The sequence below is a fragment of the Kitasatospora sp. NPDC034533 genome, from assembly GCF_055575155.1.
This window is the reverse complement of the sequence record NZ_JBVITE010000082.1, coordinates 14,834-28,964: the sequence shown is the minus strand read 5'-3', so window position 1 is coordinate 28,964 and position 14,131 is coordinate 14,834. Positions and strand designations below refer to the sequence as shown.

5 protein-coding genes and 2 pseudogenes are annotated in these 14,131 nt (G+C 74.0%); 4 read left to right on the top strand and 3 right to left on the bottom strand.

All coding sequences use genetic code 11. From position 1 onward, the window contains the following. Positions 1-172 precede the first annotated feature (172 nt). A complete protein-coding gene (locus ACZ55U_RS35150) occupies positions 173-304 on the bottom strand; it encodes a hypothetical protein (protein WP_465532945.1) in 132 nt (43 codons plus the stop codon). Between the two features lie 278 nt (positions 305-582). On the opposite strand from ACZ55U_RS35150, the pseudogene ACZ55U_RS35145 reads away from it, so the two are divergent. From ACZ55U_RS35145 to ACZ55U_RS35130, 4 genes and pseudogenes are all read left to right on the top strand, one after another. After that, a pseudogene (locus ACZ55U_RS35145) lies at positions 583-2,094 on the top strand (lantibiotic dehydratase family protein); the annotation flags it as partial. Between the two features lie 221 nt (positions 2,095-2,315). Next, positions 2,316-2,849 (top strand): annotated as a pseudogene (locus ACZ55U_RS35140) (lantibiotic dehydratase); the annotation flags it as partial. A gap of 42 nt (positions 2,850-2,891) precedes the next feature. Then, a complete protein-coding gene (locus tag ACZ55U_RS35135) occupies positions 2,892-3,899 on the top strand; it encodes a thiopeptide-type bacteriocin biosynthesis protein (RefSeq protein WP_465532943.1) in 1,008 nt (335 codons plus the stop codon). Continuing rightward, positions 3,896-5,098 (top strand): lanthionine synthetase LanC family protein, encoded by a 1,203-nt coding sequence (locus tag ACZ55U_RS35130; RefSeq protein WP_465532941.1) that lies wholly within the window; start codon positions 3,896-3,898, stop codon positions 5,096-5,098. The genes ACZ55U_RS35135 and ACZ55U_RS35130 overlap by 4 nt, the downstream gene beginning before the upstream one ends. Before the next feature lie 151 nt (positions 5,099-5,249). Here the strand turns inward: ACZ55U_RS35130 and ACZ55U_RS35125 are convergent, their stop codons facing one another. Beyond that, positions 5,250-5,750 (bottom strand): hypothetical protein, encoded by a 501-nt coding sequence (locus ACZ55U_RS35125; protein WP_465532939.1) that lies wholly within the window; start codon positions 5,748-5,750, stop codon positions 5,250-5,252. A gap of 66 nt (positions 5,751-5,816) precedes the next feature. Beyond that, complete coding sequence (locus ACZ55U_RS35120) at positions 5,817-13,796, bottom strand: ricin-type beta-trefoil lectin domain protein (RefSeq protein WP_465532936.1); 7,980 nt, start codon at positions 13,794-13,796, stop codon at positions 5,817-5,819. Between the last annotated feature and the right edge of the window lie 335 nt (positions 13,797-14,131).

The window sequence follows — 14,131 nt, the reverse complement described above, 5'->3', positions numbered from 1 at the left end:
CCCCCACCCCCCCCCCCCCCCCCCCCCCCCCCCCCCCCCCCCCCCCCCCCCCCCCCCCCCCCCCCCCCCCCCCCCCCCCCCCCCCCCCCCCCCCCGGTGGTACCCGTACTGCCGCTGGACCGGTCCGGTCAGTCGGGTCGGACTGACCGGACCGCTCGCACCAGTCTCCTGGTCAGATGCAGTACGGGCGGGTGCAGGACCCCTCGCACGAGATGCTGATCAGGGCTTCCTCCTGCTCGCCGACCTCGGTGGCGACCAGGTCCTGCACGTCGAGGTCGAACAGCTCCTGCATGTCGTTGGCCATAAGGGCCTCCCTTCGTCGGTGCCGCGACTGGCCGCGGCGGACTGCAGCGGACGTTAGGCACTTGTGCGGGCCCCGACAATGACCGCGCACGGATGAATAGACGAATTCAGCCAACTCTTGGTGACTTTTGATCGACCATGGACAGTTTTCGATCACCGAGATAGAACGAGCCGACGGAGCCACGCGAGACGGCGACGACCCGGCGACGGCGACGCCACGGCAGGACGAGACCACAGCGCAGCGAAACGAAGCACGGCGACACGAAGCACGGGGGCACGGTGGGCAGGAAGACGCACGCGGCAGGTCAGGACGCGCTCTTCACCGCGACCGGTCCCGTCCTGTTGCGGGCACCCGCGCTGGCCCGCTCGCACCGCCACACCGCCGGACCCGACGAGGACGCGCTCGCGGCCCACCTCGCGGAGGCCGCCGCCGACCCGGTCCTGTGCGAGGCGATCGAGGTCTCCAGCCCCTCCCTGGCCGACCTGCTGCGCCAGACCGCCGACGGCAACCGCCGCCCCGCCGCCCTGCGCCGCGCGGCCGAGGCCGTCGGCCGCTACCGACTGCGGATGGCCACCCGCCCCACCCCCTTCGGCCTGATGGCCGCCGTCGCACCGGCGCGCTTCGGCACCCGCGCCGAGGTCCGCTGGGACGGCGCCGAACGCCGCGCCTTCCGTCCCGACCTCGGCTGGCTCCTCCCGCTCCTGGACCGGCTGCGCACCGACCCGCGAGTGCTGCCCGGCCTGAGCCTGGCCGCCGACCAGCAGATCAGCCCGCGCGGCGACCGGCTCGTCCTGCCGTACCTGCCCGAACGGCGCACCGCCGCCGGCCCGGGGTCAGTCACCGGCGCCGAGCCCGCCGCCGACGCGGCCGCACAGCCCGTCACCGAGCGGACCGTCCGCGCCACCGCCGTCGTCCGCGCCGCCGTCCGGCACGCCGCCGACCCGCTGAGCCACGCCGACCTGCTCGCCGCGCTGGCCGCCGACTTCCCCGCCGCCCCGGCCGAGGCGATCGCCACGCTGGTGCGCACCCTGGTGGTCCAGGGCTTCCTGCTCACCGACCTCACTCCCCCGCCGGACTGCACCGACCTGCTCGGCCACGTCCTCGACCGGCTGCCGGAGAGCCACCCCGTCCACGCCGAACTCGCCGCCGTACGGGACCTGTTGGCACAGGCCGCCGCCCTGCCGCGCGGGCAGGCCGGCCCCGTGCTGCGCGAGGCGCGCCGGCGGATGACCGGCCTCGCGCCCGCCGACCGCCCGCTGCACGCGGACCTCGCGCTGGACGCCGAGGTGGTGCTGCCCGATGAGGTCCGCACCGACCTGGAGCACACCGCCACCCTCCTGTGGCGGCTCTCCCCGCCGGCCACCGCCCCCGAGCACCTGCGCGCCTACCACGCGGAGTTCGTCGAGCGGTACGGCACCGACAGCCCCGTACCGCTCACCGACGTACTCGACCCCGACACCGGGCTCGGCCCGCCCGCCGGCTACCGGCGCCCGGCCGGCGCGCGCGGCGCGGCCAACCCGCGGCCCACCCGCGCCCGCACCGACGCCGACGCCGCCCGCGACCGGGTGCTGGCCGAACTCGCCGCCGGAGCCCTCGCCGACCGCGAGCCCGGCGGCCCGCTGCCCGAGGTCGTCCTCGACGACGCGTTGCTCGCCCGCCTGGCCCCGTCACCGGAGCGGCCGGACTCCGCCGCCGACACCCCGCCCGCCTCGCTGGAGCTGTACGCCGAACTCACCGCCGACTCCCTCGAAGCCCTGAACGCCGGGCGGTTCCGCCTCGTGCTCTCCCCCACCGCCGGCAGCGACCGGGCCGGCGCCACCTTCGGCCGCTTCGCCGCCCACCTCGCCGGCGCGGGCACCGGCGGCGACGCGAACAGCGAGGCGAAAGGCGCCGCGGCGGGCGGCGCCGCCCTGCTCGCCGCTGCTGCCGGCACCGGGCCCGACGCCGGTGAGGCCCCCGACGCCGACGACGTCCCCGACACCGGCGAGCCCCCGACACCGGCCAAGTCCTCGACGCCCACTTGGAGTTCACCCCCTACCGCCCCCGCCACGCCAACATCGCCCTCACCCCCCGCTGGCTCCCCCACCGCGTCACCGTCAGCGCGTTCCCCGACCCCGGCGGTCCCACCACCCTCCCGCTGGACGACCTCGTCGTCCTCGCCGACGCCGAACGCCTCGCCGTCCACTCCCGCAGCCTCGGCCGTGAGATCCGCGCCACCGCCCACCACGCGCTCAACCTGCGCACCGGCGCCCCCAACGCGGCCCGCTTCCTCCAGGAGGTCGCGCTCACCGGCCAACGCCCCTGGCAGCCCTGGGACTGGGGCGCCGCCTCCGGCGCCCCCGCCCTGCCCCGCGTCCGCCGGGGCCGGGTGGTCCTCGCCCCCGCCGCCTGGCGCCTCACCGCCCCCGTGCCCGGCCCCGACACCCCGTACGAGCAGTGGGCCGACGGCCTCGACCGCTGGCGCCGCCGCTGGGGCGTGCCCGCCGCCGTGCGCCTGCTCAGCGGCGACCAGCGGATCAGCCTCGACCTCGACAACCCCTGGCACCGCCGCCTGCTGCACAGCCGTTCCCGCTCCGCCCAGCCCACCGTGCTCCAGGAGGACCTCACCAGCGACGGGGACACCGGCTGGCTGCGCGGCCCCGGCGGCGCCCACAGCACCGAGATCGTCGTCCCGCTGCGCCGCACCGCCCGCGCGGCAGCCCCCTCGGCCTCCTCAGCGCGCCGGCCGCTGCCCGCCGCCCACCCCCGTACGCCCGAACTGCCCGGCGGCCCCTGGCTGTTCGCCCGCCTCTCCGCCGCCGAGGCCCGCCACGACGAGATCCTCGCCGACCGGCTGCCCCGCCTGATCGCCGCACTGCCCGGCTCGGTGGACCGCTGGTTCTTCGTCCGCTACCGCGACCCAGCGCCCCACCTGCGGCTGCGCTTCCACGGCGCCCCGTCCGACCTCGCCGCCGACCTGTTGCCGGCCCTCCACGACTGGGCCCACGACCTGCGCCGCGCCGGCCTCGCCGCCGACCTGCGCCTGGACGGCTACCTGCCGGAGACCGACCGCTACGGCGGCCCCGCCGCCCTCGCGCACGCCGAACGCGTCTTCCACGCCGACAGCCTGGTCGCCCTCGCCGCCCTGCGCCTGGCCCGCGCCGCCCGCACCACGCCCGGTGAACTGCTCGCCGCCGTCAACCTCACCGCCACCGCCCGGGCGTTCCTCGCGGCCCGCCCCACCCCGCCGCCCGTCGGCGCCTGGGTCGCCACCACCTACCCCAAGTCCGAACAGCACCACCAGGCCTTCCGCGCCCACCGCGCCGCCGCGCTGCGCGCCATCGGCCCGGACGGCCCCACCACCCCCGCCGGCGGCCTGCTGCCCGCCGACCCCGCCCTCACCGCCGCCTGGCAGCAGCGCGCCGCCCGCCTCGCCGACTACGCCTCCCACCTCGCCCCGCCCGCCGCCGGCCCGGCCCTCACCTCCCTCCTCCACATGGGCCACAACCGCCTCGTCGGCATCGACCGCGAAGCCGAACGCCGCGCCTACGCCCTCGCCCGAGGCGCCCTGGAAGCCCACCGCGCCCGCACCGCCGCCCCGAACGAGGCCCGATGACCCCCGCCGAAGTCCTCCGGGCGGTCACCGCCCGACTCACCCGCCCCACCACTCCCGAGACCGCCATCACTCCTGCCACCGCCCCCGGCCTGGGCGCCGGCCCCGCCGGTGCGGCGCTCGCCCTCGCCGTCCTCGCCGGCCAGGACGCGGAGCTGCGCCGGGCCGCGCACGAGCGGCTCGCCGAGGCGGTCCGGGCCCCCGGCGCGATGCGCGGCGGCGGCCTGTACTCCGGCGCCGCCGCCGTGGCCTTCGCCGCCCGCACCATGGCGCGCGCCCCCGGCGAGTACCGGGGGCTGCTGGACGCGCTGGCACCCCGGGTCGCCGAATCCGCCGCCGGGCGCGCGGCCGCGCTGCGGGCCGACCTCGCGGCGGGGGCCGGGCTGCGGGCACACACCTTCGACACCGTCTCGGGCGCGGCCGGTCTCGGCCGGCTGCTGCTGGACCTGGACCCGGACGGGCCCACGCTGGCCGGGGTGCTGACCGCCCTGGTCGAGCTGGCCGCGCCGACCGGCGGACCGCTGCCGCGCTGGTGGACGGCGGGCGGGCCGGGGCTGCCCGGCGCGGACCCCGACCACCCCCGCGGCCACGTCAACCTCGGTCTCGCGCACGGCATCCCGGGCCCGCTCGCGCTGCTGGCCCTGGCCCGGTCGCAGGGCGTACGGGTGACCGGCCAGGACGAGGCGATCGAGGCGCTGGCCCTCGCGCTCGCCGCCCACCGGCTGCCCACCGGCGGCTGGCCGATGACGGTGCGCGTCGAGGACATGGAGGAGGGCAGGCCGCCCGCCGACGCCCCGACCCGGGCGGCCTGGTGCTACGGCACCCCGGGCGCGGCCCGGGCGCTCTTCCTCGCCGGGACCGCGCTGGGCCGCGACGACTGGCGAGCCACCGCCGTCACCGCCCTCGCCGACGCCCTGGCCGAGCCCGCCGGCTGGCACCTGGCCGGCGCCGGGCTCTGCCACGGCACCGGCGGCCTGCTGCGGATCGTCCAGCGGACGGCCGAGGACTCCGGCTCCACCGCCCTGGCCGCCCACCTGCCCGCCCTCGCCGAGGCCACCGCCCGCGACCTCACCGCCGCCCTCGCGGCCGACGAGCCCGCCACCCTCCTGGAGGGCACCGCCGGCGCGGCCCTCGCCCTCCACGCCCACACCCACCCCACCACCGCCACCCCGGCCTGGGACGCCTTCCTCCTCCTCGCCTGAGCCCGCCCCGGAAGAACCGCGAGGAAAACCGCGAGGAAGGCGACGGGGAAACGGCACGGAAACACGGCGCGGAAACACGGAAGGCCCCCGGCGACCAGCGGTCGCCGGGGGCCCTGAAAATCGGCCGTGAACTCAACCTTTCCCGGTTCGGCTACCAGGGCAGTTCGGTGGCGTCACCGAACAGGATCCGGTAGAGCGGCCCGTCCTCCGGCTCCTCGTCCGGAGGGATCCTGAAAGGCACGGTGATTTTCGACTCCTCGGCCGAGAGGAGGTGGAATCCCGATTCCTTCAGGATCCCGACGATCCGCGCCCCGATCGGGTCGTCCGTCTCCACGACCGCGGTCGAGACCACGTCCGGGAGGAAGACCCCGGCCCTGTCCACCCGGATCACCATGGCGAACGGGCCCACCATGGAGAGCTGCACCAGCCACTTGCGCCGCCGCCCGCCGTCGACCTCCAGATCGAAGCAGACGCAGTCGTCGAGGTTGGTGCGGTCCTTGACCCGGGCGATCGCCGAGATCCTGCGGATCGGCTCGGCGTAGGGGTTCCGCTCGTAGCACTCGCCCACGAAGGAGAAGTCCGGGTTCGCGAGGTCGCCGTACGCGCTCGACGCCCAGGCGGACCAGTCGTCCGGTCCGTCAGCCTTTTCCACCGGGATTCCCGCCATTCCACTCGCCGTTCGTCGTCCGTCATTCTCGTTCGCCATTCGCGACACGGCTTACTTCCGGTACGGCGACCCGTGAATTTTACCCTTCTTGGTGGTGACGCGCACGACCCGCTGGAGTTCGCCGTGCATTCCGCGGCCGACCGGGAAGGGCATCTTGAACTTCCGCTCGTTGCCCGCGCCGCCCGTCTTGCGGCCGAACGCGTTGGCGAACCTCGTCAGCCGGTCGGCGTGCTTGCTGCTGAGCCAGGTGGACGTGGGCTTGTTGGCCTTCATCCGGTTGAGGTAGTGCGAGCTGCCCAGGATGTGGCCCTGCTGCTGCTGGAAGTTGATCGGCATCTTGTACCGCGCCCTCGCCTCCTTGACGGCCACCTTGGCCGCCTGGATGGTGCGGGACGCCTTGACCGCCTTGACCGCGACCGACGCCGCCTTCACGACGACGGCCGCTCCGACCGCCGCCGCCACCACCGTGACGGCCATCTCGGCCGCCTTCCCCCAGTTGCCGCTGGCGGCGTAGGAGACCGTGGAGACCGCCGCCGCGATCGAGCCGATCGGGCCGGGGACCACCGTGGAGACGACCTCCGCCACCTTGGCGACGACCTCCACCGACTTCTTCAGCCACTTGGGCATGCCCCAGTTGCCGTCGAGGTCGGTGCAGTTGACCGGGTCGCCGGTGCAGTAGTCGTACGGGCTGGCGTTGCCGCCGGGGACGGGGTCGATCTGCAGGAACCGGCCGAGGGCCGGGCTGTAGAGGCGGGCGCCCATGAGGATGTCGCCGTCCTGGGCCTCCGCGGAGCGCTGCTTGCCGCCGAGCCAGCCGTAGCGGACCGCCTCCTGGCCGTCCTGGGGGATGCCGAACTCGTCGAAGTCCAGCACCACCGGGCCGGCCAGGCCGGTGTCGGTGGTGACGACCACCGACCCGAACAGGTTGGTCAGCTGGAGCCGGACGTCGCCGGATTTGCCCGTGGTGGCCACCAGGTCGGCGTCCGGGCCCGAGACGTTGCGGGTCAGGGTGCCCTGGACGGTGTCCTCGACGGTCCAGCGGACCTCGTCGGAGTCGTCCCCGTAGTGGTTCAGCTTCGAGGTCGCGCCGGCCCAGGTGCCGTCGGCCTGCTTCTTGCTGGTGGTGAACGCGGTCGGGCGGTGGGCGGCGTCGACGGCCCACTCCTGCCTGGTGTCCCCCTTCTCCTGGGCGGCGACGCGGTCGTTGGCCCAGTAGGTGTTGGTCGCGCCGGTCGCGGTCCTGACGGTGCGCCCGAAGGCGTCGTAGGCGTAGCCCGCGTCGGTGAGGCGGTCGGCGCTGTCGTAGGTGTGGTTCTCCGCCGTGGCCCCGGCCGTGCTGCACTCGCCGGCCGCCCCGCGCGGGGAGGTCTGCTTGGACAGGCGGTTGGAGTGGGCGTCGAAGGCGTACTGGCGGGTGACGCAGCCGGCGGCGACCGTGGACTGCTCGGCCTTCACCAGCCGGCCGAGCCGATCGTACTGGTAGGAGCGGGTGGCGGTGGAGCTGGTGTCCTTGGCCACCTGGCCCTGGGTGGACAGGTCGGTGGTCTGGGACCAGATCACCGTGTTGTCGGAACCGCGGATGTAGGTGCGGCCGGTGGCCTCGCCGACCGAGTTGAAGGTGTCCTTGCGGACGATGCCGCCGGGGTAGGTCTGTTCGACCAGCTGCCCGTCCGGACCGTACTTCGCGGTGAACTCGCCCGCGACGCTGTCGTTGACGGACGTGACCAGCCCGCGCGGCTCCTTGGCGCGGTCGTAGGTGTAGGTGGTGGAACCGGTCGGGTCGCTCACCTTCACCGGCTTGCCGAAGCGGTCGAACTCCGTGGTGGTCGTCGAGCCGTCGGCGTCGGTGTAGGAGACCAGCCGCCCGAGCGCGTCCGTCACCTTGGTCAGCGACTTGTCACCGGCCGTCGTCCGCACGACGTCGCCGGTGGCCTGGTCGTACTCGGTGGTGATCTTCGGCAGCGGCTTGCCCTCGTCCGAGGTGATCTCGGTCGAGACGATCCGGTCCACCTCGTCGTAGACCGTGACGGTCTTGCGGGACTTGCCCGCGTTGGTCTCGGTCGTCTCCTCCGGCTGGTTGAACCGCGAGTAGCGGGTGACCCGCTTCACCGGCAGGGTGGTCGGCATCCGCGTCGCGTCCGCGCCGGTGACCTCGCCGCCCGGCAGGGTGGCGCAGCCCAGGCCCGCCCACTCGGGACGGTTGCCGCACGCGGCGTCGTCCGGGTTGGCGCCCGCGGTGTAGTGGACCGCCTTCACCGTTCCGACGTCCGTGCCGGTCGAGCCCGGCTTGCGGGACTCCGTCGCCCGTCCGGTGGCGTCGTACTTGACGGTGGCCGTCAGCTTGGCGCCGAGCGCGTCGGTGGTGACCGAGGTGGGCTTCTTCAGCTGCCAGCCGGAGACGCCGCCGATCGGCGTGTCGTAGCCCGTCCTGGTGACCCGCAGCTCGGCGTCCTGCGCGTACCCGTCGATGCGGGCGCCGTCGGTGGCGGTGGTGACCAGGTGGTAGGCCTTGCCGTCGGGCTTCCCCTCGTCGTAGGTGTTGGTGTTGTGGTCCCGGGCGATGACCGGGGTGCCGGCCGGCAGGGCCGGGTTGAGGGTGGTCTTGGTCAGGGTGAGGGTGTCGATGCCCGCCTGGTAGTACGGCGAGACGGCGGACGGGTTGGTGCCGGTGACGACCAGGTCGAGCTGGTGGTCGCCGCGCGTCAGCTGCACCGGGGCGCCGGCGGACCACGGCGAGGTGGTGACGCCGTTGTTGTAGCCGTCGAAGGTGCCGGTGACGTCGGCGCCGTCCAGGACGAACTTGACGGTGCCGTAGTCGGCGGCCTTGGTCATCCTGGCGGAGAGCAGGTACTTGCCCTCCTCCGGGACGGTGACCCGGAACGAGGCGCTGTCGCCGGCCTTCCTGCCGAGCAGCATCACCTGCGCGTTGCCGGACCAGCCGCCCCCGCCGACCCAGCCGCCGTCGTTCTGGGTGATGACCTGGGCGGTCGAGCCGAGGCGCGGCATGTTCTCGCCCTCGACCGTGACGGTCGCCGGGGTGGTGCCGCCCGCGATGTCCTCGGAGAGGGTGGCGCGGTAGAGCGGCCCGAGGGTCTCCAGGACGTCCAGGCCGTCGGCGGTGTAGGTGGTGCGGGAGTCGAGCAGCCGGGCCCGGTCCGCGGAGGCGGCGGGCAGGCCGAGCTCGACGGCGAACCGCGCGGCGTCCGGGTGGGTGCCCAGGGCCACCGTCCGGTTGGTGGCGTTCAGCGTGCGCACGACGTGGCCGAAGCGGTCGTACTCGCTGGTGGTGATGTCCCCCTTGTCGACGACCGACGGGGTGGCGGTGTTGACCTCGTTGCCGGAGGCGTTGAGGTAGTGGACGGTGGCCGGCTTGTAGCCGTCCCGGCCCGGCGAGGTGGAGCTCGCCGAGTGGGTGCCCGGGTCGTCCTCCGGACCGAAGACCGCCGTCGCGTCCGTCGGCGCGTCGGTCTGCGCCCACTGCGCGACGTCGGCGCCGGCCATGTCGTACGGTCCGCCGGCGCCGCGGGTCAGCGGGACCCCGTACACGACCTTCGTCGCGATCTCGCCGTTGACCTGGTCCTTGGTGCCCGGCGCCAGGGTGCCGCGGCGGACCTTCAGCAAGTGGCCCGGGTCCTGGTCGGACGCGGCCGCACCGTAGTCGAAGTCCCACGGCAGCTCGCCCGCGGGGGCGATCCGGGTGACCCGGCCGCCGGCGTCGTAGCCGTACGCGGTCTTCAGCGGAGCGGCCGGGCGCGGGTCCCAGACCTGGACGAGGCGGCCCTTGTCGTCGTACGCGTAGTGCGTGACCTCCACCGGCTCCTGCCGGGAGGTGGCCGGGTTCCACGACCAGGCCTTCACGCTCCGCACGCGGTCCAGGTAGTCACCCGGCATGGACGCGGTGGCCGTGGTGGCCTTGGCGTAGTCGTACTCCAGCACCTCGCAGCCGCGCGGCAGCGGGTCCACCGAGCAGCCGTTGACGTCGTCCACGCCCGGCTCGACGGGCGGGATGACGCGCTTGACCAGCGAGCGGCCGTCGGTGGTGTCGTACTGGAAGCGGGTGGCCGACGCGGCCTCGGGCCCCGTCTCGCTGACCACCTGGTAGATGTTCGAACCGGCCTGGCGGGCGAAGACGGTCTTGGCACCGTTCAGGTCGGTCAGCTCGTACGTGGTGCCGGCGGTCTGGACGTCCCAGATCTGGTTGGGGCCCGCCCAGCAGACCCAGATCGAGGCGCCCTTGTCGGCGTCCAGGCACTTGTTCGACTGGCGGTTCATCACCGTGTTGTCGGGACGGACCTCCCACTGCTGGTTGGTGCCGCCGTTGCAGACCCACAGGGTGAGCGGGGTCGCGTCGCCGGTCTGGCCCCCGGGGTTGTCCAGGCAGTAGCCCAGCAGGCGCAGGGTCAGGTCGTCGCCGCGGGTCCACTGCTGGTTCGCGGCGCCGGTGCAGGGAGCGGGCTGGAGGCGGACGCCGTTGCCGGTCGCGCCGTTCGGCGACTCCAGGCACTGGCCGGAGGTGGACAGGACGATCGCGCCGGACCTGGCCGGCGCGGCCTTCAGCGCCAGGTCCTCGGAGCCGGGCTCGGGGAAGAACGTTCCGTCGCTGCCCTTGGCGAAGGTCAGCGAGCTGTCGTCGTTCTCCTTGATCTCGACCAGGTCGGACTGGGGGAACGACAGCGAGCGGTAGTTGGAGCCGGTGCCGGCGTCCGGGCCGCCGGACCACTGCGGGCCGAACGGCGCGACGATCTCCTTCACCGACAGGTCGTCGAAGAACACCTCCTTGCCGGCGGCCGAGAACCCGTTGTAGAGCCGGAAGAACGCCTCGGTGGCGTCCTGCGGGACGGCCATGTCGACGGTCAGCTGCTGCCAGCCGTCGGTGAACCCGGCCTTCTGGGACGTCACCTGGGCGTAGCCGGCCGAGGTGCGGGTGAGGCCGACCAGGCGCAGGCCGCGGTCGGTGTAGTCCGGGCCGAGGCCGGTCGCGGCGGGGACGTAGATCCAGCCGGTGAGCCGGTAGGTCTTGCCGGGCTTCATGCCCAACGCCATCGAGTTGTCGCCGATGGCGGCGTAGGAGTCCTTGCCGGTCGAGACGACCCGCAGCGAGTCGGTGGTGTTGTCGTGGCCCCGGGCGGTGGAGCGCTCGATGGCGGCCTGTCCGGCGGTGAAGCCGTTGGTGTCGGCGCCGAGCTGCCGCTGGTTGGCCGTCAGGCGCTCGCCCTGGGGCTGCCAGCCGCGCGCGAGGTCGCGCGAGGAGGAGGCCCGCTTCACCGAGGCGCCGAACTCGTCGGCGTCGGTGACGTCGACGGAGTAGTCGCCGGTGAGCAGGTTGACCGAGCCGGGTCCGATCTCGCTGCCGGCCGCGCCGTCGGCGTTGCGGTCGACGGTGATGGTGTTCCAGGCGGTGGCGTAGCCGCTGCCGGAGCCGTCCTGCGGGAACAGCAGGGCGCGGATCTGGACGACGCCGCCGACGTCGCCGAGGGTGTCGACGACCGTCCAGTTGGCGTGCGCGCCGAGGTCGGCGAGCTGCGGCTTGGGGTCGGTGACCGGGGTGTTGTCGGCCTTGGTCAGGTTGGCGGTCGGCACGGCGTACTCGGCGGCGCCGGGGCCGCGCCGGTACTGGTAGACCACCCGCTTGTACTGGGTCTGGGCGTCGACGCTGAGCTTGACCCGCTTGGCGGACCGGGTGCCGTCGACCGGGGAGGTGAGTCCGGCCTGGCCGACCGAGAAGGCGTAGGAGGTCGGGTCGGACAGGTTGCCCGCCCGGTCCTTCGACTGGACCTTCAGGGTGTGGCGGCCGTCGGTGGCCGGGGTGATGGTGGCGTTCGCCGCGCCGGTGGCGTCGACGGTCACCGCGGCGGCGCCGTCGAGGCTGTAGACGAAGGCGGTCTGGTCCGTGACACCGGCGGCCGGGGTGAAGGTGAAGGTGCCGGCCTGTCCGGCCCCGCCGTGCCACAGGTCGTCGGACGGGTAGGTGGCCGAGCCGACGAACGGCGCGCCGGGCTTCACCGTGTCGGCGATCACCGTGACGCTGGGCGACCAGCCGGAGTTGACCAGGCCGTCCCACAGCCGCGCGCCGATCGAGTACGACACGCCCTCGTCGAGCCGGGCCAGGCCGAAGTCGGTGGGGCGGACCTGGAGGTAGCTGCCGTTGGGGCCCTGCTTGTAGACGCGCTTGACGAAGGTGCCCGCGCGGTACAGGTCGAAGTCGGCGCCCACGTCACCGCCGTCCGGGTCGCTGGCCGCGACCTGGAAGACCGGGTTGGCGGAGGAGGTGTAGCGCGGGTCGCCCTGCTGGGAGGGCAGCACGTCGACCGTCGACGGGGTCGGCGGGACGGTGTTGTAGGTGATGGACAGGAACGGGGAGTGCGCCCCCTCGGAGGACTCGAACTTCTTCCAGCCGTAGGAGTCGTTCTCGTCCGCGGCCTTCAGGCCGAGCGCGTAGGTGCCCGCGCCCATGCCAGCCCAGTCGCGCACCAGGTTGGTGACGTCGGCCTTCGCCCAGTAGGTGCCGTCGGAGCCGTAGCAGTCGTAGCTGTCGTTGTCGCCCGCGACGTCCCGGGTCTCGTCGGAGACCGCGTAGCGCGAGATCAGGCCGGGCTGGTTGCCCCAGCGGCTGGCGGTGCTCGCGTACTGGGCGGCCCAGACCTCCCACTGCCTCGGGGAGCAGGAGTAGGAGTGGTAGTTGGCCAGGTACAGCTTGGCGTTCAGGATCTGCTTGCCGTTGAACGCGCCGCCGGGGAAGTGCAGGAACGAGCGGGCCTTGACGGCGCCGCCGTTGTACGTGCCGATCCTCAGCTCGGTGGAGGAGGACTGGTCGGAGCTGAAGTCGGTCTCGACGAAGGTGTCGAAGTTCGTGCCGACGTCGACCACCGGGTCGACCGTCACCGGGAACTTCGTCGCCGGGTCGGCCAGGAACGCGGTGTCCGGCGCGAACACCAGCTCCGCGTCCGCGCCCTCACCGCGCAGCTCCATCGACACCCCGCCGCGGTGCGGGTGCTCGCCGGACTTCTCGTCCAGGGCGGCGTCCCACATCGTCGGGGCGGGGATGCGCACGGTCGGCTTGCCGCCCGCCGGATCGGTCAGGTGGATCGAGCCGTCCTCCTGGCGCTCCACGCGGTAACCGGTGGTGTCCAGCGGCAGCGTCAGCGTGCCGGCCTGGGAGACCGCGTCCCGGCTCTTGACGACCAGGTACTGCTCGAAGCCGGTCCGGGTGGCCTCCAGCACCAGGTCCACGCCCGGGCGGGCGTCGACGTAGGTGGCGGTGGAGCCCGACAGCTTCGGCTTGGGCAGCTTGCCCTGCCACTTCAGCTCGACCTGGTGGCCGCCGGTGCCGACCTTCACCAGGCCGCGCTCGGCCGGGGCCTCGGGGGCCTGGGGCTGGGTCTGGGCCTGCGGGTCGGCCGCCGGGGCCGCCGCGCGCGGCGCGGTACGGGAGGCCCGCTCGCTCGCGGATGGCGCGGCGGACGGCGCGGCGGGCGGTGCGGCCGCCGGCGCGGCGGGCGCGGTCGCCTTCGGCGAGGCCGGGGCTGACGGCGTGACGGACGGGGCCGCCTCGGCCGACGGGGCCGCGCTCGGGACGGCGGCCGGCGGTGCGCCGGCACCCGGCAGGGCGTCACCGACCTTCACCGAGGCATCGCCGCCCGAGAACGTCAGGCCCTCCGGGTGCGCCTTCGGCGCGATGCTCCCGTCACCGGTCTCCACCAGCGTGGTGTCGACGGGCACCCACGCCTCGCCGGCCTTCATCCGGACCGGGCCGACGGACAGCTCCTGGCTCAGGGTGCCGTCCGGGTTGGCCCACAGCGTGAGGGTCTCCGTGCGAGCGCCCGTCACCTCGATCCGCCGCTTGTTCAACCGTGCCGCCAGCAGCGCCGACGCCTGGTCGGGCGCCTCCGTCGTCGAGGCGCCGGCCACCTGTGCCGAGGCCGCGCGCCCTGCGGCCGCCGCCGGGGTGGCGGTCAGCGCGTCGAGCGCCACCCCGCTCTCCACCAGCAGGCCGAGGGCGGCCAGCACGGCTATTCGCCGCGCTCTGCGCACAGTGAAGGCCCCACCCGCGAACGCGGATGAGGCCTGGGACTTCCGTAGCAACGCTACTCCCAAGGGATTCTTGATGTCTGAGTCCGACCTGGGTAGAAAGGCCGGAAGATGAAGATCCCATAAGGAAATTCTCAGAAACCCTCAAGATCCATACCGATCCGGATACGGATCAACCACTGAATCATCAAGGCGGTGGACCATCCGGGTAGTTCATTTATTTTCGGAAAAACTCGGCAAATGCGTCACTCTTGGACAAGCGGTGCGGTTCCGGCGCCCACACCGCTCTGACCTGCACTCACTCCGCCACGGCTCCCGGCCGGGCATGCGATCAGGGC